Source organism: Pseudomonas berkeleyensis (assembly GCF_014109765.1).
GTDB lineage: Bacteria > Pseudomonadota > Gammaproteobacteria > Pseudomonadales > Pseudomonadaceae > Aquipseudomonas > Aquipseudomonas berkeleyensis.
Map to the genome: position 1 here is coordinate 4,431,245 of NZ_CP059139.1, position 21,178 is coordinate 4,452,422.

Genomic DNA, 21,178 nt, shown 5'->3' on the forward strand with positions numbered 1-21,178 from the left:
GCACCCTACTTAATGCCCAGCCGCTTGGCCAGGCGGCTGAGGTTGGCGCGATCCACGCCCAGCTCGCGCGCCGCGTCGGCCCATTTGCCCTGATGCCGCGCCAGGCACTGTTCGATCAACTGTCGCTGGAAGGCGTCCACCGCCGTGCGCAGCTCCACGCCTTCCGGCACCGGCTCGCCGGACGCCAACACGGCCTCGACGGCTGCCCTCGTCTCACTGCTCGGCAAGTCCAGATCCTGCACGTCCAAACTGAGAATCCGCGGACGCTCGCCATGGCGCGCCAGCGCCTTGATCGCCGCGCGGCCGATCAAGTGCTCCAGCTCACGCACGTTGCCCGGCCAGTCGTGGCCCAGCAGCGCCTTCTGCGCCTCGGCACTCAGGCGCAGGCTGCGCAGCCCGAGCCGGGCGCGGTTCTCTTCGAGGAAGTAGCCGGCCAGCAACAACACATCGCGACCGCGCTCACGCAACGGCGGCACCGGCAGCGGATAGACGCTCAGGCGGTGATAGAGGTCGGCGCGAAAGCGTCCGGCACGCACTTCGGCCGCCAGGTCGCGGTTGGTGGCGGCGATCACCCGCACATCGACGCGATGCTCGCGATCCGAGCCAACCCGTTGCAACTGGCCGCTCTGCAACACGCGCAACAGCTTGGCCTGGATCGCCAAAGGCAACTCGCCCACTTCGTCGAGAAACAAACTGCCACCATCGGCCAGCTCGAACTTGCCGCTACGCTCGCTCATCGCCCCGGAAAAAGCGCCGCGCACATGGCCGAACAGTTCGCTCTCCACCAGCGCATCGGGCAATGCTGCGCAGTTGATGCTGACCAGCGGGCGCTGCGCGCGCGGCGAAGCGGCATGAATCGCCTCGGCCACCAACTCCTTGCCGACGCCGGTCTCGCCCGTGATCAGTACGGTCAGCGGGCTGTCGCCAACCAGACGAATCTCGTCCTGCAGCTTGCGCAGCGCCGCGCTCTGCCCCACCAACTCGCGCGGTCGCTGCCGCGCCTGCTTGTACAGCTCGGTGAGCTGACGCTCAGTCTCGACCCGCTGCGCCAGGCCGCTGATACGCTCGCTGACCTTGACCGTGGCCGCCGCCAGGCTGGCAAAGGCGTCGAGGCTGTCCAGATCGAGCCGCCCGAAACTGGCCGGATCGAGCGAGTCCAGGGTCAGCAGGCCCCAGAGCTGCTCGTCCAGATACAGCGGGCAACCGAGGCAGTCGTGCACTTCAAGGTGGCCATGCAGCCCCTCGACCAGGCCGTCATAGGGGTCAGGCAGGCCGCAATCAGCAGCGAAACGGGTCGGCCCGGCGTGCTCCAGCAACGCAGCCAAACGCGGATGCTCGCTGACCTTGAACCGTCGCCCCAGGGTATCGGCGCTCAACCCCTCGACCGCCAGCGGCACCAGAATTTCACCATCGAGCCGCAGCAGCGCCACGGCATCGCAGGGGAATAGCTGGCGCAAGGCGGCGAGCAGGCGGCGGTAACGCTCGCTGTCATCCAGCTCACGGGACAGATCAGCGACCAGGGGAATCAGAGTTTCCAGCAGAGGGTTAGCGGTCACTTAGACTACTCTTTGTCTTTATGACCCACACGCAAAGCGAGTCATTAATACAACAAAACAAGCAAGCCATTGATATTTAAAGATTATTTAAATGGCATGCTTTCTGAAAGGTATCTACCGCTAACGCTAGCACGCCACAACTGGCCATACGAGCCACACCGGCGTCTTTTACTTGCCTTGCGGAGATACCCCATATGCTGACCAACGCTCAACGTGACCTGATCAAAGCCACCGTACCCCTGCTGGAAAGCGGCGGAGAAGCGCTCACCACGCACTTCTACCGGATGATGCTCAGCGAGTACCCCGAGGTACGCCCGCTGTTCAACCAGGCGCATCAGGCCAGTGGTGATCAGCCACGCGCTCTGGCCAACGGCGTGCTGATGTACGCCCGCCATATCGACAAACTCGAAGCACTCGGCCCGCTGGTGCGCCAGGTGGTGAACAAGCACGTCGCCCTGCAGATTCTCCCCGAGCACTACCCCATCGTCGGCAGTTGCCTGCTGCGCGCGATCCGTGAAGTGCTGGGCGAGGAAATTGCCACCGACACGGTAATCGAGGCCTGGGCCGTGGCCTACCAGCAACTGGCCGATATCTTCATCGGTGCCGAGGAACAGCTCTATCAGGACAACGCTACGGCACCTGGTGGCTGGCGCGGCGCGCGGGCCTTCCGCGTAGCACGCAAGGTCGTCGAGAGCACCGAGATCACCTCCTTCCATCTGGCACCTGTCGATGCTGGTGCCCTGCTCGATTACCAGCCTGGCCAGTACATCGGCATGCGCCTGCTGCTGGACGGCGAGGAAGTACGCCGCAACTACTCGCTCTCGGCCCTGGCCAACGGTCGCGAATACCGCATCAGCGTCAAGCGCGAGCCTGGCGGCCGGGTCTCCAGCCACCTGCACGATAACGTCCAGGTCGGTGACGAACTGGAGCTGTTCCCACCGGCAGGTGAGTTCACCCTGAACGCGTCGGACAAGCCACTGGCTCTGATCAGCGCCGGCGTCGGCATCACCCCGGCCCTGGCCATGCTCGATGCCGCGCGACACAGTGGCCGGCCGATCCACTTCATCCACTGCGCGCGCAATGCCGAGGTGCATGCCTTCCGCGACTGGGTCGATGCCCATGCCGCCGAGCATCCGCAGATTCGCCACTACGTCTGTTACAGCGAACCATGCGAGGGCGATGCCGCCGACGCCACCGGTTTGCTGAGCCGCGATCTGCTGGCGCAATGGCTGCCGGCTGATCGCGATCTGGACGCCTACTTCCTCGGCCCGAAACCGTTCATGGCGCAGGTCAAACGCCACCTGCAGGCGCTGGGCGTACCGGACGAGCAGAGCCGCTACGAATTCTTCGGCCCGGCTTCGGCCCTGGATAGTTGATCGATGAGGAGGTGACACATGTACCCGCTGAACCTTCCACCCGCACACATTCTGCACCTGTCCAGCCAACTGCTCTGGAGCGGCCTGTCTCTGCTGCTTCTGGGACTGCTGGCGGCCTATGGCCTGGAACGCTACCTGAATGTGCCGACACTGGTGCTGGCGCACAGCCTGACGCTGATCGGTCCGAGCCTGCTGAAGATCGGCTATGTGCTGCGCCTGATCGCGCAGGAACGTCTGAAAAAGAGGGTCGGTGTTCATGCAATTGCTTGATCGCAAACAGGCACTGAGCATCCCGCCAGTCTGGCGCCTGGGTTTTCGCCCGTTCTTTCTCGCTGGCGCCCTGTTCGCCCTGCTCGCCGTCGCCCTCTGGGCGGCGGTGCTGCATGGTGCACCGGGCCTGGCGGTGCCCGGCGGCATGCTGGCCTGGCATCGTCATGAGATGCCCTTTGGTTTCGGTCTGGCGATCATCGCCGGTTTCCTGCTAACTGCCGTGCAGAACTGGACAGGCCGCCCAGGCCTGAGCGGATGGCCGCTGATCAGCCTGTTCGGCGTCTGGCTGGCGGCACGCCTGGCCTGGTTCGTACCCGCATCGCTGGCGGTGCTGATCGCACTGCAACTGGCCTTTATCGGCCTGTTCATCGCGCAGATGGCGCGCCAACTGATCGCGGCCCGGCAACGCAACAACTACCCGATCCTGCTGGTGCTGAGCCTGCTTGCGCTGTGCCAGGCACTCACGCTCACGGGTCTGGCGCTGGGCGATGACAACCTGCAGCGTCGCGGGGCGCTGGCCGCCCTATGGCTGGTCGCGGTGCTGCTGAGCCTGATCGGCGGCCGGGTGATCCCCTTCTTCACCCAGCGCGGCCTGGGTCGAGTCGAGGCATTCGCCACTCACCCCTGGCTGGATCGCTTGCTGCTAGCCTGCGGCGTACTGGTCGCGGCGCTATTCGCCAGCGGGCATAACCTGCAGGGCCACCCGTGGCTGGCCGCGCCTTTCATCCTGCTGAGCGTGCTGCATGGCCTGCGTCTGTGGCGCTGGCATCTACGCGGCATCTGGGGCGTGCCGCTGTTGTGGTCGCTGCACCTGGGCTACGCCTGGCTGCTGGTCGCCAGCCTCAGCATGGCCGCCTGGCACCTGGGCTGGCTGACGCACCCCAGCCTGGCCAGCCATGCGTTGGCAGTGGGTGCGATGGGCGGGCTGATCCTGGCGATGATGGCGCGGGTCAGCCTCGGCCATACCGGTCGCGCCCTGCAACCGCCCAAGGCGATGGCCTGGGCCTTTGGTCTGCTCAATCTGGGCGCACTGATCAGGGTCGCCGCCGGCAGCGGCTGGTTATGGCTGGCAGTCGTATGCTGGGGCGCGGCCTTCGTCCTGTTCGCCTGGTATTACGCGCCGATGCTGTGCCAGGCGCGGGTCGATGGGCATCCGGGGTGATTGGCGGAAATTTCGGTGCGCACGGCGCACCCTACGGGGAGGGCGCACTGCCCAGGACGCAGCATCCGGGCTTCATCCCAATCGACCAGCGCCCCTGGGCGGACTCAGGAGCCCAGACGAACTACGGGTAGGGTGCGCCGTGCGCACCACCCAAGACGAAGCAACCGAGCTTCATCTCAATCGACCAGCACCGTAGGGCGGACTCAGGAGCGCAAGCGAACAGTCCGCCGATTACCTTCGCGATCGCCGGCGATCGCTTCGCGAACGGATCGCCGCCCGGTACATACCCCGGCCTCAATCGACCAGCGTACAGGCCATCACCAGCGCATCCTCTCGTCCACCGACCGCCGGGTAATAGTCACGGCGACGCCCCACCTCGTTGAAGCCGAAACGCTCGTACAGGCGGTAGGCACTCTGGTTGCTGGCGCGCACTTCGAGGAAGCACTCGCGCCCACCCAGCTCGTAGGCTTCTTTCATCAAGTGCTCGAGCAGACGCAAGCCAAGCCCACGGCCCTGGCTTTCCGGCTTGACGGTGATATTGAGCAGGTGCGCTTCGTCGAGGATCAGGTTGATCACGCCATGGCCGACCTGCTGATTGCCTTCGAACATCAGCCAGCAGTTATAGGACTTGAGGCTGTCGGTGAAGATGCCGCGCGTCCACGGATGACTGAAGGCGGCGTATTCGATCTTCAGCACGGCATCGAGATCCGCCTCGGTCATCGGGCGGAAGGAAATCGCATCGCTCATTGGAATACTCAAAAATATCTACGATCTTGCGAGCTAGAGCCATGCAATACCGATGGCGCCCCCGCAAAAACAAGTGAGAAACGGTCGGAGTCGCGGGCGACTGTACTTTTGTACATGAGTATTTCGGCCGGGCTGGCGTGCCAGATTGTTTTAAACACAGCAGGGCCGACACACAGCTAATAGTTTTACGGAGCTAGCCAGCGCTGACGAACACGCCGCATCGCCTGCCACAGCTCGCGCTTGCGCGCCGGCTCTTCCATCAGCAGCTCCAGGCCCGGCAAGGCCCAGCACGTCCCCAGCCCTTCGACCTGAGATTCGCGGTTGTAACTATGTTCGTCGCCCTCACCGGCGAAGCGAATGGCCGGCAGGCCGACCAACCACAGGCAGGCACTGGGCTGCTCTTCCAGCCGTGCGGCAACGAAGCTCTGCACGAACTCCAGCGCCGCTTGCGGGCCCTGATCCATATTGCCGCGCACCAGCAGTGGCCAGCGCACTGGCTCGCCGAGCAGTTGCGGGCTATCCGGCAAGCCGGCGGCGCGCAGCAGATCCTTGAGCAGGATGTAGGCCGGGTCGCGGCTCTGGAAAGGCTGGCCAGTAGGCAGCTCCACCAGCAGGGCGCAGTCACCGGCACGCAGCAACTGCAGGGCGAAACGCGGAGGCGGCAGGCTAACGCGCTGCGGTTTTTCCTCGACCGACTCCGGTTCTGCAGCTACCGGCTCGACAACTGCCTGGCGCGGCTGGGCACCTGGACGCGGAATCTCGATCTTCGGCCGTTCGACAACCGCTGCCGCCGAGGCTTCACGCACGGCAGCCACCGCCGGAGCGCTCGGCTCGGCCGGCATTTCGACCACGTCCACCTCGACCTCAGCCTGCGGCGGCTCGAGCAACTCGGGGCGTGACGGGGCAGCGAAAGGCAATACGGTACGCGGCAGCCAGCTGGCAACCTGCATCGCGTCGAGGTAGGCACGTCGGCGCTGCTCGGGGATCACACGGCCTCCACTGGCAAAGATGCGCCGCTCCAACAGGCGTTGGGCACGGCAACAGGATTGGGGATCGCGACGTCTACACAGCAACGTCGCAAGATGGCGGCAATTGTCGCGTGAAATACCCCGCGCGGGAAGCACGAACGGCCTCTAGTCACCATCACGCCCCTGTATCTGGCCAACGACCTGACGGAACTGGCTCGGCGTGCCACGCGCCCACTTGCGCATCAGCCGGCGCAACGCCGAGGTATCGGCATAACCGACCTGTTCCGCCACCTGCTCGACCGACAGGCGGGAGTTCTCCAGCAACAGGCGCGCACGGTTGATGCGCACACCCTGCAACAGAGCGGAAACACTGCCGCCGGTGGCCTTGCGCACATGCCGCGCCAGTGTACGACTGGACATCGCCCGCTCCGCTGCCAGTTCAGCGACGCTCGGCGGGTTTGGCAGTGCCGCCGCGAAACGCGCGACCAGATCCGCCACCAGTTCGTTGCCACCGGCCAGCAATGCCGGATCGATGTAGCGTGCCTGCGATTGACGACCATCGATCAGCAGCACCCGCGAAACAGCCTCCGCCAGCGCCGGACTGAAGCGGCAACGCAGCAGGTGCATGATCAGATCGATATGGGCAAAGGCCGCGCCTGCTGTCAGCAACTCGCCATCGGCCACCAGCACCTGGGCAACGTCGACCTGGCAATCGGGCGCGCGATTTTGCAACAGGCCGCCCAGCCACCAGGTGGTAGTCACCCGCCGCCGCGCCAGCAACCCCGCCTCCTGCAGCAGGAACACCGACGTGCAGGCTGCGGCCAGGGTGCCACCGCTGGCCGCATGCGCACGAAGGTCTGCAGCGACCCTGCGGGCGTCCTCCTGGGCCAAACGCGTGGCTATGCTTTGTGCATCGGTGACACCAAGCCCCGGCAGCAGCCAGACCGAGGCGTCAGCCTGACCCGCCTCAGGCAGCGGCTGCGCCTCGATACGCAAGCCGCTACTCAAGGGCACGCTGGCGACTGTCGAACAGACCCGCCAGCGCGGAACGGCGCAGCCAACCTGACGCGACAGGCGCGCCGCGCACGCAAGGATGTCCAGGGTGCCACTGACCGCCGTGGCGAAAGCCCCGGGCAGGGCGATGAGGGTGAAATCGTACATTGACCGATAACGCTCGAAAGATGTCGTTCAAGACACTTCAAGCAAGCGACATTTCAGCGCCAAATGCAAGCCAGCCGCCATCACAGGAAGCCCGACCATGACATCCAGAAAGCTCGACGAATTCGATCCACTCGATGATTTCACCCCGCGCACCATCACCCTCGACGGCATTACCAAGGTGGTGCAAGTCAGCGGCAGCGGCCCAGCGGTGATCGTGATGCCCGAGCTGCCCGGCATCAGTCCGTACATGGCACGTTTTGCCCGCTGGGTGCGCGAAGCCGGCTTCACCGTCTACATGCCTTCGCTGTACGGCCGCGATGGCGATCCCTCCAACCTGGAAGCAACCCAGGAAATCTTCCGCAAGATCTGCGTCAGCGCCGAGTTCCACGCCTTCGCCGGTGCCGGGTCGAGTCCCGTGACGCAATGGCTGCGCGCCCTGGCACGGCAGGCCCACGCCGAATGTGGCGGCCCGGGCGTGGGCGCGATCGGTATGTGCTTTTCCGGCAACTTTGCCCTGAGCATGATGCTTGAACCGGTCATGCTGGCTCCGGTTCTGGCCCAGCCGTCGCTGCCGATCGACTACCCCGCCAAGCTGGAGAGCAGCGACGAGGAGCTCGCCAGGATCAAGGCACGCCTCGACCGCGACGGACTGGACGTACTGGCCTACCGTTTCGCGGGCGACCGCATCTGCCAGGCACAGCGCTTCGCCGCTTACCAACGTGCGCTGGGCGAGCACTTCATCGCCCGCGAGTTGCCCGACAACGCGGCCAATCAGGAGGTACCCGAGTTCTTCGAGAAGGTGGTGCAGACGCCGCACAGCGTGGTGACCGTGCACCTGATCGACGAGGCCGGGCAACCAACCCGCGCCGCACGCGACGAGATTCTCGCCTTCTTCAGGCAGAAGCTGGTGCCCGGCGCCTAGCAGAAAAGACAAGGCCCGCCGATTGGCGGGCCTCGTTCGGGGTCAGAGTGCCTGATCCCAGGGACGATCACCGTGCTCGTCCTTGATGCGAGTGGGCAGGCCCATCCCATCCAGGAGCTTGAGGAACGGCTCGGCCGGCAGTTCCTCAACGTTGACCATGCGCTGCGCATCCCACTCGCCACGCGCTACCAGCAGCGCAGCGGCGACCGGCGGTACGCCGGCGGTGTAGGAGATGCCCTGGCTGTCGGTCTCGGCAAAGGCTTCTTCGTGGTCGGCCACGTTGTAGATGAACAGCTCGCGCGGCTGACCATCCTTGGTGCCCTTGACCAGGTCGCCGATGCAGGTCTTGCCGGTGTAACCCGGCGCCAGCGAGGCGGGGTCTGGCAGCACGGCCTTGACCACTTTCAGCGGCACCACTTCGAGACCTTCAGCGGTCTTGACCGGTTGCTCGGAGAGCAGGCCGAGGTTCTTCAGCACGGTGAAGACGTTGATGTAGTGGTCGCCGAAGCTCATCCAGAAGCGCACGTTCGGTACGTCGAGGTGCTTGGACAGCGAGTGCACCTCGTCATGGCCGGTCAGGTACAGGTTCTGTACGCCCACCACGGGCAGGTCGTCGGTACGCTTGACCTCGAACATGCTGTTGGGTGTCCACTGGCTGTTCTGCCAGCTGTAGACCGTACCGGTGAATTCGCGGAAATTGATTTCCGGGTCGAAATTGGTGGCGAAGTACTTGCCGTGCGAACCGGCGTTGACGTCGAGGATGTCGATCGACTCGATCTTGTCGAAGTACTGTTGTTGCGCCAGAGCGGCATAGGAGTTGACCACACCCGGGTCGAAGCCGACGCCGAGGATGGCGGTCACGCCCTTCTCCTGGCACTCGGCCAGGTGCTTCCACTCGTAGTTGCCATACCACGGCGGGGTTTCACAGATCTTGCTCGGATCTTCGTGGATGGCGGTGTCCAGGTAAGCGACGCCGGTGTCGATGCAGGCGCGTAGAACGGACATGTTGAGGAACGCCGAACCGACGTTGATGACGATCTGCGATTCGGTTTCGCGGATCAGTGCCTTGGTCGCTTCCACGTCCAGGGCGTTCAGCGCATAGGCCTTGATCTCGCCGGGCTGCTTGAGGCCGCCCTTTGCCTGCACGCTGTCGATGATGGCCTGGCATTTGGAGATGTTCCGTGACGCAATCGCAATACGACCCAGCTCGTCGTTATGCTGCGCACACTTGTGGGCCACCACCTTGGCAACACCTCCTGCACCAATGATCAGAACATTCTTCTTCAATTGTTTCACCTCCAGGGTACTGCGTTGTTGAAAGCGTTTGATGCGTATTTTGGTGGTGGGCTGAAGCCCACCCTACGGCGTGCCCGTGTTTGTAGGGTGGGCCGGGCGGCGTTCCGCTTCAGCCCACCACAGCAATGTCACGACAGACTGGACAGGTAGTCGTCGAACTCGAACTGGCGAGCTACCTCGACGCTGCCGTCGAGCTGCTTGACCACGATGGACGGCATCTTCAAACCGTTGAACCAGTTCTTCTTGACCATGGTGTAACCGGCCGCGTCGATGAACGACAGGCGATCACCGATCTGCAGCGGCTTGTCGAACTGGTACTCGCCGAAGATATCGCCGGCCAGGCAGGATTTGCCGCAGACCATGTAGGTGTGTTCGCCATCGTTGGGCGCCATCTTGGCGTTGAGGCGGTAGATCAGCAGGTCGAGCATGTGCGCTTCGATGGAGCTGTCGACCACGGCCAGGTGCTTGCCGTTGTACAGGGTGTCGAGCACGGTGACTTCCAGCGAGGCGCTGAGGGTGATCGCCGCTTCGCCCGGCTCCAGATACACCTGCACGCCGTACTTTTCCGAGAAGGCTTTCAACCGCGCGCAGAAGGCATCGATCGGATAGCCCTCGCCGGTGAAGTGAATGCCGCCACCGAGGCTGACCCACTCGACCTGAGCGATCAGGTGGCCGAAGCGCTCCTCGATGGTGGTGAGCATCTTGTCGAACAGTTCGAAGCTGCCGTTCTCGCAGTTGTTGTGGAACATGAAGCCGGAAATCTGCCCCATGACCTTTTCGATCTTCGCCGGATCCCACTCGCCGAGGCGGCTGAACGGGCGCGCCGGGTCGGCCAGCAGGTAATCGGAGCTGCTCACCTGCGGGTTGACGCGCAGGCCGCGGATGGTGCCCTCGGTACGCTCGGCGAAGCGCTCGAGCTGGCCGATGGAGTTGAAGATGATCTTGTCGCAGTTGGCGACCATCTCTTCGATCTCGTCGTCGGCCCAGGCCACGCTGTAGGCGTGGGTTTCGCCGGCGAACTTCTGCCGGCCCAGCTTCAGCTCATACAGCGACGACGAGGTGGTGCCGTCCATGTATTGCTGCATCAGGTCGAACACCGACCAGGTGGCGAAGCATTTCAGCGCCAGCAGCGCTTTGGCACCGGAGTTCTCACGCACGTAGGCGATCTTCTCCAGGTTGACCAGAAGCTTCTGTTTGTCGATGAGGTAGTACGGCGTCTGGATCATCTCGTCGCCCCAGCAAGGTCGGCCAAGGGAGGACTTTCAGCCCCCCGGAAAAAAGTGGACGCGAATTGTGCCGATAACCGGCGCATATCGAAAGGGCATTGGAGATTTTTTGTACAACGGGTGATTACCAGTCGGTTCGCCAGCGACAAACGTAGGGTGCGCCGTGCGCACCGCAAGCGACGGGTCAGGTGCGCGCGGCGCACCCTACGAATCACACCAGGCCTGGAACAGCACGCTAACGTGCCGCGATGACAACCACATGACCACGACAGTCAGTTGATCGGCGTAGCGGTCAGGTTGGCGCGGATATCGGCATTCTGCAGTTTCATGCCGTACATGGAGGTGACCGCCCCGCCAGTGGGGTGGACATTCTGGATGCGGTCGATGTTGATTTCCTTGAAATGCACCCGGCCGTTGACGGCGAACCCCAGCGGGTCAGGCGACACCGGCGGGCAACCGCTGGCGCCCTTGTTGCAGACCTTGGTCGGCGCCACGTCCAGATTGAGGTCTACGCGTACACCATAGCTGTTGGCATTGGCATCGCTCGGATTGGCATCGGAGGTGTGGAAGTTGTCCACCACCAGTTGTGCCCCAGTGCCGTTGACGCCCCCCACCCGATCCGTCTCGATGATCAACTGGTTGCGCTTCTCGCTGGTCGACACGCTGTCCGCGGGATTGCCCGAGGTATCGCGCACGAAGACGTTCTTCAGCCCCGCCGTCAGCCCTTCGTTGCCGCGATCCTCCCAGCGCCCACCGCTGGCGGTACAGGCCGATGCGCTGGCGCCACTGCCACCAACGCACAGAGCCCCCGCGCCACCGGAACTGAGGCTGAGGGTCGAGCCCTGCTCGTAGCGACGTAGCACGATACGACCGAGACTCTGCCCCGTGTTGCGATCCCCCCAGCGCACATCGTGCACATCCAGCGTCGACCAGTAGGTGCCCTTGCTCAGTTGCACGCCATTCTGAGTCACGTCCAGCGAACCATCGCGAAAGTGCATGTCGTAGCGGGTGCCGGCCAGCCACAAGCCCTTGCCGGCCTCGTCGACGGTGATCGCGGCATTGGCATCGGTGACGACGAAGTCGGCGTTGTAGCGCACGCCATCGCCGCTCGCCCCACCGGGACGCAGGGTCAGTTGGCCGTTGAGGGTGAAGTCGTAGGCCGGGAAGATTTCCAGCAGCACCAGCAACTCGGTGCCACCCTGCAACGGCGCATCGGCGCGACCGACCCGCAAGCCATCGAAGCTGTAGCTACCCTTGACGTTCTTCAGGCCCAGGCGCAGGCCGTCGAAATGGCCGTCATAACCGCTGCTGCCGGGCTGGGTATTGGCACTACCGGCGTAGCAACCAGCACTGCTACCGCCCACGCAGCTCTTGGTCAGGTCAACCGTAAGCTGACCACTGCCATGGGTGCGCAGGCCACTGAACCACATGCTGTTGCCGTTATCGGTGAGCGAAACCGAACTGCTGACCATGTTCCATGACACATCCGCGGTAATGCCCTTGAGCCCGGAGTTGGGGTCGCCGCCCGGACGCAGCTTGAACCAGTTCTGCCGGGCGCCCTGATCCTGGAAGTTGAGATCCAGCGCCAGGCTGCCGATTTTCTGATTGTTGGGATTGCCGATGATCAGACCGCCGAGGCTGGCGTTGAGCTTGAGATCCTGAAAGGCCAACTGGGCATAGCGTCCACTGCCGTCCTCGACCAGGTCGAGCGTGATGCCGTTCTGGCTGCTGAGCACGCCGGCGAAATTCTCGGCGCGCAGCACACCGTCGTCCTTGTACTGGAACAGACTGTTGGCGAAGGTGATCTGCGGAATCAGGCGCAGCCCCTGGCCATTGGCTCCCCCGCCGGCGATACGAATGCTGCCGCCAAGGCGCAGATCCATATCCAGTTGACCGAAGCTGCGTGCGTGGTCGGGGTGCCGCGTATCCGGAGCGCCTGGGGTGACCGCAACGCCGGCCAGCGGATCGCCATGCGCCAGATCCAGGCCGATGCCGCCGATATGCGCGACGAAGCGCGTATCGCCGAGGTCGAGGCGCACCGCCGAACCATTGCCGCCACTGACGATGTCCAGATAGGCGTTGTTCAGGTAGGCATCGAACGAGGCATTGCGCACGATCAGATCGAAACCGTTGTCGCGGTAATAGAAGGTCACCGCATCCAGGCTCAGCCGGCTGCCATCGACGCTGAAACCGGCCACGCCACTGGCGCCACCACCGCTGAGTTTGAGGCTGGCGCCGAGGGTGTAGAACGCGCGAAAGGCACCAAAACTCTTGTCGCTGCCGGCAAAACCGATGTTGTTCACCGCCAGCTCGTTCGGGCGGCCCTGATGCTCGACATGCAGGCGGTCATCGATCACGTCGATCTTCGTGGTGGAAAAGCTGCCGGCCTGCTGCGGCCGACTGGACACACCCTCGAGGCGCAGGCTCTGGCCATCCTCGCGGTATTCGAGGCTCTCTGCCGACCAGCCACCACCGGCGGTTTCGATGCTGATACCGCCACGGCCACTGACATTGGCCAGGCCGTCGTCATCCAGCGCCTGCATGGCCCAGACCGGTGAGCTGCCAAGAACGAGCGCCGCAAACCATCCGTAACGCTGCATGATCCGCTTCCTCAGTTCGTGGGAAACACCAGCACGCTGCCTTGCATGCGGATGCTGCCGTCGATCTTGGCCGAGAAGATGTTGGTCTGCTGATAGCTCGGGTCGCCGCCGTTGGCCGCGCTCAGCGCCTTGTTCTTCCAGCCGCCCTGACTGGCCACGCCGAAGGAGAAGTTGCCGTCCTTGAAGCGGATCTCGTTGGGCAGCCCCAGCGCCAGCACCTCGCGCTCGCCACTGGCGCTGGTGAGCGTGCGGGTATCCAGGGTCAGGCCTTCGAAACTGAAGATGCCCTTGAGGTTGTCCAGCACGTACCAGCCGGCATTGGCACCGGAGCGCACGGCCACACGCATGCCGCAGCTCTCCGGGCTGGTCGCGCCAGCCAGAGCGCAACTGCGCTGGTTGGCCGTCCACTGCGCCGGGTTGTTGGTCGCCGGCGTGCCCCAGAGCACACCACCGTCCTTGTTGATGCTGAACTCGCCGGACAGGTAAACCCCGCCCTGCCCGCTCATCTCGCTGAGGGTGCTGTCGTCCAGTGCCTGCATTTCCGCCAGCGCCAACGCCGGCAGCAGCGACAGCAGCACTACAGCCGTTCTAGCGCAGGTCATAGCTGCTCACCTTCAGGTAGTTGAAGCTCAGCCCGGAAATTTCGTTGCGGCCAAAGTTGTAGCCACCGGTGGGAACCGCGGTGGGACTGCTGCGCGTGCCGCCAACGGTCAGGTTCTCGAACACCAGATTGGTGCGCGGCGCGTTGGCGTAGAAGTCACTGGCCAGGGCCTGGCGTTGCGCCGCCGTGGTGCCGCTAGCAGTGGGATTCTGCAACTCCAGCACGAACTGGCCATCGGCGCTGGAGCGCAAACGCAGCGGCTGCGACTTGCCGTAACCCAGGGCAATATTGGCGTAGCCATTGGTGATGTAGAGCGTGCGTGCACCACGCTGCGCCGCGGTTTCGCCAGTGGTATTGCAGTTGGCCTGGGCGCAGGACATCACTTCCAAGGTCTTGGTGAAAATGTTGATACGCGCTTCGCCCACCAACTCTCCGCTGCCGTTCTGTCCACGATCGCCCCACAGACGCAGGTAGGAGCCGTCCATCACCAGTTGGTGGAAGTCCAGCGCGAGCATCTCGGTACGCCCGGCCGCAACCTGAAAATCGAAGCGCATCCCCAGGTCGGCGCGCCCGCTAGCCCCGGTCGAGCAGTTGGAGCCTGCGCCGGCATAGCTGGCGATGCAGGGATTGCCGCCGGAGGTCAGGCGCTCGGGAAACTTGAACGACAATACGGTGATGTTGCTCGGAGTGGTCTGCACCCATTGCCCGTCATCACGCAAGGTGCGCAGTTCCTCGCCCTTGGCCAGTTCCAGCTCGAATGGATGATCGAGACTGCCGATGGTCACCGGATTGAGGTTGGTGCCCTTGTTGCTACCGGCTGCACCCAGGTAGAGGTTCTTCAGCGAGATAGGCACATTGCGGCCCTGGCGATCAGTGATGTCATTGATCACGATTTGTGCGCCGGAGCCATCGATCAGCACCTGATCCAACACGAAGCCAAGGCCTGCACCCTGGACATCGGACATCTCCTCGTCGCTCAACGGCTCCATGGCCTGAGCCGAAGCACCGAGCAATACCCCAAGCAGCGGATAGAGCGCGCGAGCATCCATGGTCAGCACCCCGAGACGGCGCTACCAAGGCAGGTATCGCGGCGCAGAATGCCCTCCAGCGCCTGCTGGAATGACAGCGTCACGGCACCCGAACCGTCGGCATTGCGCGGCATGTTCATGAAGGCGCCGGCCAGCGCATTGATGAACTGTCCGGCATTCTGTTGATCGCGCCAAGGCACGTTTTCCGTCTGCAGGGAAATGAACACGCCCTTGGAGGTGTCGAGAAACTGGTTGGTATTGGTATCGAACTTGCCCACAGGGAGAGTCTTGTAGTCTGCCAAGTTGAAGCAGGTGGTCACCCCCAGAAGATTGCAGTTCTGCGAGGTGAACAACCCCAGCAGGAAGTTGGCGAACTGGCTGTTGTCCGGCATGGCGAGCTGGGTTCCATTGACCAACCCGGCCTTGGTTGCGCGAACTGGGTCAGCGCCACCCTGGCCGTTGACCAGCGTCGCCTGTGCCTTGAACTCTTCGTCAGCCCAGACACCGCTGACCAGCCCCTTAGCTGGCAGACAGACGATGAAGTCCCAGCCGCAGGTGATCTTGTCGCCGAGGTAGCTGCCCTTACCGTAGATATCGATCGCCAGATTGCCGGTAAAGCTGTTGATGTCGCCTGACAGAAATCCCTGAGCCTCGCCGAAGCCGATACGTACCCCGACTACCCGATTACCGTTGTAGGCCAGTTCGAGATAAGGGTTATTGATCAAGAAGGGATTGATGGTGTCATTGGGGCCGACCGTTCCGAGCGCGAAGTTGTTGATCGACAGATCGGCCGGCATCGTTTCGCCGCTTCGCGAGTAATTCCCCAACTCCAGCTTCTTGATGTTCATCTGGGTTTCCACCTTCACGCCGAAATCGATCTTGGTGAAATTCAACCCAGAATGAGAGTCGGTACTGAGGTTGATGAACGCCTGCCCGGTGACATCCGAAAGCTCACTATCTTCCAGCTCAACCATGCTGGCATGGACAGAAGCGCTCATCAGACCGGCACAGAGCAGTACCTGAGCGTGTTTGGCAAAGCGAAAGGACTGCCGCATGGCGAAACCCCTGTTCTTATTGTGGTGTCGAGCACTCCGACTCGAATCCTTATGGCCACTATAGGGACACCAGCGCCAGAGCGGCCCGACCCATAGTCGAGAAAGGGCCAGCAAATGGCCGCCAGTCGCTTGGTCAAAGCGAGACGAGTGTTACCAGTGGCAACAGCGGCGTAACACCTCTTCATTCACCGCTGAAGAACCATCAACAGGCGTCTGGTCACCACGTACATCGAGTCGCTTGCCTCTGATCGATTCGGACTCAAACCCGGCCCACTGCTTGCAGTACAATCTCCCCTTTTCACTTGCCTGGAACCCGGCGCCTCGATGATCGATCCCAAGCGCGTTTTGCGCGCCCTCGCCGAACACTGGACGTTGCTCGAACCGCTCTGCGAGCGCTTCGATGCTGGCACCCTGAGCCTGGTCGAGCTGCGTGGCCAACTCGCCGCGCAACTGCCCGACGCCACGCCCAGCGACACCACTGCCCTGCTCGACACCTGGATTCGCCTGGACATCCTCGTGCCAGTGGCCAAGAGCCCCAATCGTTTCGAGCTCAACGCGCAGATCCATGATTTTCTCGCCTATCTGCGCCGCGAGCATCGCCTCGGCCTGTGCCTGGAGATCGAAGCCTACCTGCGCCACCTGGAACGCCTGGCCGGCTATATCCAGGACGCCTTCGAGGTACGCGACGCCAACGACCTGGCGCGCCAACTGCGCCTGCTCGATATGCGCGTCAGGGACGTCCTCAAAAAGCTGGCCAACGACGAACAGGCGCTGGTCGGCGTGGCCGACCGGGCCAAGACCAGCGACCGGCAGATTCCCCTGCGCCAACGCTACGCCGAGGTGCTCGCCACCTGGGACGAATACGTCGAGCCGATGATCCAGCTGGTCGCCGCCGACGGCGCCTTCGAGCAGGGCGTGCGCCGCGTCGAACAGGTGCTGCTGCGCCTGCTCGGCGACCAGCAGCGCCTCGGCCAGCTGGTCGACGACGACCTACTACTGCGCACCCATGCGCGCATTCTGGAGATGCAGACCACCGCCCAGCTGACCCTGCGCAAGGCCCGCGAACTGCTGCTGCCGCTGCGCGAGGAGGCCCGTCGGCACAACGCCGTGACCCGCGGCGCGGCGCTGGCGCTGTCGGTGATCCGCAAGAAGGGCATCGACGCCGTGCCGCAGGCCGCCATGCCGCTGTTCACTCGGCCGCAGAGCAACTTCCTCGGCAGCGCCAGTCAGGTCGAAGCCTACGTCTACGCCCTGGCTCGTTTCGAAGCCAAGCCGGCGCACTTCCCCAAGGCCAGCGGCAGCCGCAAGGGCGGTGCGCCCAAGGCACCGAAGACCGCGCGGGAAATGATCGAACGCTGCGAACAGTCCCTGCCGCTGCCGGATCTGATGACCTGGCTGCTGGAACAGGAACCGGAAGGCGCTACCGACGAGCTGCTCTACTGGTTTTCACGCCTGTCGCGCGAATCGCGCTTCCAGCGTGAACGCCTGGAGCGCCGCCAGTACCTGACCCGCGACCATGAGGTCAGCCTTGCCTCCTTTGCCCTGGTAGGCCAGCCCAATGGCTGAGCTGCCCGTAGGGTGCGCTGTGCGCACCGCAACCGACGACAGGGTGCGCACAGCGCACCCTACGACTGCCCGTGAGCATTGCGTATGAACATCGATCTAAAAGAAATGACCCAGCTCGCGGCCGCCTTCCGCGACCTGTTCAAGGGCTACCACATCTCGCGCAGCGAGCCGGAGTGCTACGCCCAGCTGTCCAGCATGCAGGATGAGTATCGTGCACTGTTCCGCGCCCTCGGCTTCGAGCTGGTCTGCGACCCGCGCGGCTTCTACTACTTCGTCCCCGAGCAGGTCGCCCCGCAGGTGAACAAGACCGCCCAACGCCTGGCGCTGTTCACCTTCATCCTCGTCGAGCACCTGGCCGACCAGGGCCGCGACCCGCTCTCCGTACTCGACGGCGGCAGCATCGGCCGTGATGAGCTGCCAGCACTGCTGGACAAGTACCGCGACCTGTTCCTGCAAGCCGAAGTGACCACCTTCGAGGAACTGGAAGACAAGATCATCCGCCGTCTGACCCAACTCGGCTTCGCCGAGGACAGCAACGGCGTGTACCGCTTCCTCCCACCGATGCACCGTTTCCTCGACGTCTGCCTGTCGGTGCAGCACGACCGTGACCTGGCCGCCAGCCTGCACAGCAGCGACCTGCCACTGCCGGCGCCGGTACTGCTGGACGATGACGGCGACACCGACACGGCAGTTGCCATCGATACCGAGGAATCCGAGGAAGACGCCCTGGCCCGCGCCATGGCCGAAGAACGCGCCGCACAGGAGATGGACGCATGAGCCAGGAACGCTACGGCATCCGCCGCTTCGCCCTGCTGAACACCGCCGGTTACAGCCTCGGCCTGTTCCCGTTGGAAAACCCGCTGTCGGTCTACGGCGCCAACAACCTGGGTAAATCCGCCTCGATCAATGCCCTGCAGTTCCCCATCCTGGCGCGTATGTCGGACATGAGCTTCGGCAAGTACAGCCTGGAAGCCTCGCGCAAGTTCTACTTCGCCAGCGACACCAGTTACATCCTCGTCGAAGTCGCCCTGCCCCACGGCCCGCACGTGATCGGCGTGGCCGGTCGCGGCCCGGGCGGCGGCTTCGGCCACCAGTTCTTCGCCTACGCCGGCGAGCTGGATCTGGAGCATTACCAGAGCAACGGCACCTGTCTGCGTCAACGCGAGCTGTTCAAGCACCTCGGCCAGGCCGGCATCACCGCCTACGAACTGAAGCCAGACGAACTGCGTCGCCTGCTGGTCGGCGGTCACACCAGCATCCCGCTGGATCTGACCCTGATCCCGCTGCGCTCGACCAGCGAGCAGAGCCTGAAGACCTTCCGCGCGCTGTTCATCAACCTCTTGCACATGCGCGAAATCACCGCGGCCAAGCTCAAGCAGTTGTTCCTCGATGCCTTCGAGCACAGCCTGCGCTCGGGTAGCGTCGACTATATCGCCGCCACCGAAGAGGCCTTCCGCGACGTGCGCCGTATGGAGCAGGACTACCAGGCGCTAGTGACTGCCGGCCCGCAGATCGAGGCACTGGCGGCCGGCGTTGGCCAGCGCGAACTGCTGCGCGGCAAGCTGCATCGCCTCTCGCCGCTGCTCGACAACCTGCTCGGCACCTGGCACGACTACGCCGATGCTCGTAAGGAAGAGCTGGTGATCCAGGCCGAGCACTATCGCAGCGAGCAGGACGGCCTGCAGAACGAACAGCGCGGCGGCACCAGTGAGCTGATGCGCCTGGAGCGCGAGATCAGTGAAATCCAGCGCTGGCTGGGCGAGCTGTCGGCACTGAAGAACCGCTTCGCCCTGGTGGAAAACGCCAAGGTGCTGGAAGAGCAACTGCTCGCCGCCAAGGACGCCCACGACGAACTGGCCGGCGCCCTGGCGCAGTCGCGGCAGTTCTCCAGCGAAGACCTAGACGAGCGTCTGCGCGACCTGGAAAAACGCCTCAAGTCGGTCAAGCAGCAACTCGACCATGCCGACAACAACAGCTACTCGCGCCTGCGCGAGGAATTCAGCCAGGCCGATGTCGACCGCCTGATGCGCCTGTTCAATGGTCAGCTGTTCAGCCTGCCGCTCGGCGAGAAAGGCATCCAGGCCGAGGGTGACGATTGGGTCAAGGCCGTCGAAGCAGTGCTGGATCGCTTCAAGGGTGATACCTTCGCCGTGCCGGGCCTGTCCATCGACCTCAGCCATATCGAACCACCGGCACTGCAGGCACTGGCCGATCGTGCCGCCCTGCGTGACCAGAAGGATCGCCTGGAGCGCGAACTCAAGCAGCTCAAGACCCAGCAATCGGTCGCCGCCGACCGCGCCGCCAGCAAGGCCCAGGCCGAGCAGCTGTACCAGGCCGTGCTGGATGCGCAGAAAGCGCTGGAAGACTTCCGCAAGAGCCAGACCCTGGCCGCCGAAGAGCCGCAGAAGCTGGAACGCCTGGCCGAGCTGGAAGGTGCCCAGGACGAACTCAAGCGTGCCAGCGATGCCTTTGCCGAGCGCGTGCAGCAGCTCTCCGCCAAGCTGCAACTGGTCGGCCGCCAACTGGCCGATCTGGAAGCCAAGGAGCGCACCTTGGAAGACGCCCTGCGCCGTCGCCAGTTGCTGCCGGCCGACCTGCCCTTCGGCACGCCGTTCATGGAGCCGGTGGACGACTCGCTGGACAACCTGCTGCCGCTGCTCAACGACTATCAGGACACCTGGCAGGCACTGCAGCGCATCGACGGCCAGATCGAGGCGCTGTACGCCCAGGTGCGCCTGAAAGGCGTGGCCAAGTTCGACAGCGAGGATGATGTCGAACGCCGCCTGCAACTCTTGGTCAACGCCTACGCCCACCGCCAGGACGAGGCGCTGACGCTGGCCAAGGCGCGCCGTGCAGCGGTCACCGATATTGCCCGTACCCTGCGCAATATCCGCAGCGACTACGACAACCTGGAACACCAACTGGCGCTGTTCAACCGCGAGATCAACAAGCGCCAGGTCTCCAACCTGCAGAGCTTCCGCATCGTCCTGGCGCCGAACAAGGAAGCGCTGCGCCATATCGACCAGATCATCCACAGCGCCGGCCAGTATGAGGAAGGCGAAACCCTGTCGGTGTTCGACCTGTCGCAATCAGCCGATCAGGATGCCAAGAACGAGGAAGCCAAGGACTACCTGTCGCGCCTGGTAGCCGCCAACGGCAACCAGCTGGGCCTGAAGGATCTGTTCGAACTGGCTTTCGAGATCACCAAGGTGCATGGCCAGCCGATCATCCACACCGACATCGATGGTGCTGCTTCCAACGGCACCACCATGACCATCAAGGCGCTGACCAACATGTACCTGTTGCTGCACCTGATGGATCGCGAGCAGGCCGGGCGCGTGCGCCTGCCCTACTACCTCGACGAGGCGGCAGACATCGACGAACGCAACCAGCAGGCGCTGATCGAAACCAGCCTGCAGCTCGGCTTCGTGCCGATCCTGGCGTCGGTGAAACCACAGGTCTCGGCGCACGTGGCCATCGACCTGGAAGGCGGCAGCGGCCCCAACGGCATCTACATCGACGAGGCGGACTGGAAGTTCATCAAGCCGCGTGAAAGTGCCAAAGCCCAGGTAACTCAGCAGGAAGAAGCCACCGAGCCGGCCTGAACGCATCGCGGCTAAAGCCGCTCCTACGGTCAATCTTGT

General features: G+C 63.7%; 17 protein-coding genes. 7 read left to right on the forward strand and 10 right to left on the reverse strand.

Going from position 1 to position 21,178, the window contains the following annotated elements:
- Nucleotides 1-5: 5 nt before the first annotated feature.
- Nucleotides 6-1,556 (reverse strand): nitric oxide reductase transcriptional regulator NorR, encoded by a 1,551-nt coding sequence (gene norR, locus HS968_RS20550; protein ID WP_182368474.1) that lies wholly within the window; start codon nucleotides 1,554-1,556, stop codon nucleotides 6-8.
- Between the two features lie 194 nt (nucleotides 1,557-1,750).
- Between norR and hmpA the strand changes: the two genes are divergently transcribed.
- Genes hmpA through HS968_RS20565 form a run of 3 tightly spaced genes read left to right on the forward strand, consistent with a single transcriptional unit; the run spans nucleotide 1,751 to nucleotide 4,364 of the window.
- Complete coding sequence (gene hmpA, locus HS968_RS20555) at nucleotides 1,751-2,932, forward strand: NO-inducible flavohemoprotein (protein ID WP_182368475.1); 1,182 nt, start codon at nucleotides 1,751-1,753, stop codon at nucleotides 2,930-2,932.
- 18 nt (nucleotides 2,933-2,950) lie between these two features.
- Entirely contained in the window at nucleotides 2,951-3,202 is a 252-nt protein-coding gene (locus HS968_RS20560) for a transmembrane sensor/regulator PpyR (RefSeq protein WP_182368476.1), read from the forward strand.
- Nucleotides 3,189-4,364, forward strand: coding sequence for an NnrS family protein (locus HS968_RS20565; protein ID WP_182368478.1), 1,176 nt, complete (start codon nucleotides 3,189-3,191; stop codon nucleotides 4,362-4,364). Before HS968_RS20560 ends, HS968_RS20565 begins: the two co-directional genes overlap by 14 nt.
- 294 nt (nucleotides 4,365-4,658) lie before the next feature.
- On the opposite strand, the gene rimI is transcribed toward HS968_RS20565, so the two are convergent.
- From rimI to HS968_RS20580, 3 genes are all read right to left on the reverse strand, one after another.
- On the reverse strand, nucleotides 4,659-5,111 hold the full coding sequence (rimI, locus tag HS968_RS20570) for a ribosomal protein S18-alanine N-acetyltransferase (protein ID WP_021488733.1): 453 nt from the start codon (nucleotides 5,109-5,111) through the stop codon (nucleotides 4,659-4,661).
- A 185-nt stretch (nucleotides 5,112-5,296) separates the two neighbouring features.
- Nucleotides 5,297-6,100 carry an energy transducer TonB gene (locus tag HS968_RS20575; RefSeq protein ID WP_182368479.1) on the reverse strand — a complete coding sequence of 268 codons (804 nt, stop codon included), beginning with the start codon at nucleotides 6,098-6,100 and terminating at the stop codon, nucleotides 5,297-5,299.
- A 144-nt stretch (nucleotides 6,101-6,244) separates the two neighbouring features.
- Nucleotides 6,245-7,240 (reverse strand): GlxA family transcriptional regulator, encoded by a 996-nt coding sequence (locus HS968_RS20580; RefSeq protein ID WP_182368480.1) that lies wholly within the window; start codon nucleotides 7,238-7,240, stop codon nucleotides 6,245-6,247.
- Between the two features lie 97 nt (nucleotides 7,241-7,337).
- Here HS968_RS20580 and HS968_RS20585 point away from each other — a divergent pair, with 97 nt between their 5' ends.
- Nucleotides 7,338-8,162: a dienelactone hydrolase family protein gene (locus HS968_RS20585; RefSeq protein ID WP_182368481.1), complete on the forward strand. Its 825-nt coding sequence runs from the start codon at nucleotides 7,338-7,340 to the stop codon at nucleotides 8,160-8,162.
- A gap of 42 nt (nucleotides 8,163-8,204) precedes the next feature.
- Here the strand turns inward: HS968_RS20585 and HS968_RS20590 are convergent, their stop codons facing one another.
- The 6 genes from HS968_RS20590 to HS968_RS20615 form a co-directional block, all read right to left on the reverse strand.
- The gene (locus tag HS968_RS20590; RefSeq protein WP_182368483.1) at nucleotides 8,205-9,449 is read right to left on the reverse strand and encodes a saccharopine dehydrogenase family protein; all 1,245 of its coding nucleotides are present in this window, start codon (nucleotides 9,447-9,449) and stop codon (nucleotides 8,205-8,207) included.
- 137 nt (nucleotides 9,450-9,586) lie between these two features.
- Nucleotides 9,587-10,684: a carboxynorspermidine decarboxylase gene (locus tag HS968_RS20595; RefSeq protein ID WP_182368484.1), complete on the reverse strand. Its 1,098-nt coding sequence runs from the start codon at nucleotides 10,682-10,684 to the stop codon at nucleotides 9,587-9,589.
- Between the two features lie 272 nt (nucleotides 10,685-10,956).
- Nucleotides 10,957-13,284: a DUF6160 family protein gene (locus tag HS968_RS20600; protein ID WP_182368485.1), complete on the reverse strand. Its 2,328-nt coding sequence runs from the start codon at nucleotides 13,282-13,284 to the stop codon at nucleotides 10,957-10,959.
- Between the two features lie 11 nt (nucleotides 13,285-13,295).
- Nucleotides 13,296-13,886, reverse strand: coding sequence for a DUF6160 family protein (locus tag HS968_RS20605; RefSeq protein ID WP_179622455.1), 591 nt, complete (start codon nucleotides 13,884-13,886; stop codon nucleotides 13,296-13,298).
- The gene (locus HS968_RS20610) at nucleotides 13,873-14,934 is read right to left on the reverse strand and encodes a hypothetical protein (protein WP_182368486.1); all 1,062 of its coding nucleotides are present in this window, start codon (nucleotides 14,932-14,934) and stop codon (nucleotides 13,873-13,875) included. The genes HS968_RS20605 and HS968_RS20610 overlap by 14 nt, the downstream gene beginning before the upstream one ends.
- A gap of 2 nt (nucleotides 14,935-14,936) precedes the next feature.
- Nucleotides 14,937-15,968: a DUF6160 family protein gene (locus HS968_RS20615; RefSeq protein ID WP_017362521.1), complete on the reverse strand. Its 1,032-nt coding sequence runs from the start codon at nucleotides 15,966-15,968 to the stop codon at nucleotides 14,937-14,939.
- Nucleotides 15,969-16,292: 324 nt separating this feature from the next.
- Here HS968_RS20615 and mksB point away from each other — a divergent pair, with 324 nt between their 5' ends.
- The 3 genes from mksB (at nucleotide 16,293) to mksF (ending at nucleotide 21,139) form a co-directional block, all read left to right on the forward strand.
- Nucleotides 16,293-17,534: an Mks condensin complex protein MksB gene (gene mksB, locus HS968_RS20620; RefSeq protein WP_143499129.1), complete on the forward strand. Its 1,242-nt coding sequence runs from the start codon at nucleotides 16,293-16,295 to the stop codon at nucleotides 17,532-17,534.
- 84 nt (nucleotides 17,535-17,618) lie between these two features.
- On the forward strand, nucleotides 17,619-18,311 hold the full coding sequence (mksE, locus tag HS968_RS20625) for an Mks condensin complex protein MksE (RefSeq protein ID WP_182368487.1): 693 nt from the start codon (nucleotides 17,619-17,621) through the stop codon (nucleotides 18,309-18,311).
- Complete coding sequence (mksF, locus tag HS968_RS20630; RefSeq protein WP_182368489.1) at nucleotides 18,308-21,139, forward strand: Mks condensin complex protein MksF; 2,832 nt, start codon at nucleotides 18,308-18,310, stop codon at nucleotides 21,137-21,139. The genes mksE and mksF overlap by 4 nt, the downstream gene beginning before the upstream one ends.
- Nucleotides 21,140-21,178 lie beyond the last annotated feature (39 nt).

Bases quoted from the DNA above. Each gene is read 5' to 3' on its own strand.
- HS968_RS20560 (WP_182368476.1), top strand. From the start codon at position 2,951: ATGTACCCGCTGAACCTTCCACCCGCACACATTCTGCACCTGTCCAGC.
- mksE (WP_182368487.1), top strand. From the start codon at position 17,619: ATGAACATCGATCTAAAAGAAATGACCCAGCTCGCGGCCGCCTTCCGC.
- mksF (WP_182368489.1), top strand. From the start codon at position 18,308: ATGAGCCAGGAACGCTACGGCATCCGCCGCTTCGCCCTGCTGAACACC.
- mksB (WP_143499129.1), top strand. From the start codon at position 16,293: ATGATCGATCCCAAGCGCGTTTTGCGCGCCCTCGCCGAACACTGGACG.
- HS968_RS20565 (WP_182368478.1), top strand. From the start codon at position 3,189: ATGCAATTGCTTGATCGCAAACAGGCACTGAGCATCCCGCCAGTCTGG.
- HS968_RS20600 (WP_182368485.1), bottom strand. From the start codon at position 13,284: ATGCAGCGTTACGGATGGTTTGCGGCGCTCGTTCTTGGCAGCTCACCG.
- hmpA (WP_182368475.1), top strand. From the start codon at position 1,751: ATGCTGACCAACGCTCAACGTGACCTGATCAAAGCCACCGTACCCCTG.
- rimI (WP_021488733.1), bottom strand. From the start codon at position 5,111: ATGAGCGATGCGATTTCCTTCCGCCCGATGACCGAGGCGGATCTCGAT.
- HS968_RS20580 (WP_182368480.1), bottom strand. From the start codon at position 7,240: ATGTACGATTTCACCCTCATCGCCCTGCCCGGGGCTTTCGCCACGGCG.
- HS968_RS20615 (WP_017362521.1), bottom strand. From the start codon at position 15,968: ATGCGGCAGTCCTTTCGCTTTGCCAAACACGCTCAGGTACTGCTCTGT.
- HS968_RS20595 (WP_182368484.1), bottom strand. From the start codon at position 10,684: ATGATCCAGACGCCGTACTACCTCATCGACAAACAGAAGCTTCTGGTC.
- HS968_RS20610 (WP_182368486.1), bottom strand. From the start codon at position 14,934: ATGGATGCTCGCGCGCTCTATCCGCTGCTTGGGGTATTGCTCGGTGCT.
- HS968_RS20605 (WP_179622455.1), bottom strand. From the start codon at position 13,886: ATGACCTGCGCTAGAACGGCTGTAGTGCTGCTGTCGCTGCTGCCGGCG.
- HS968_RS20585 (WP_182368481.1), top strand. From the start codon at position 7,338: ATGACATCCAGAAAGCTCGACGAATTCGATCCACTCGATGATTTCACC.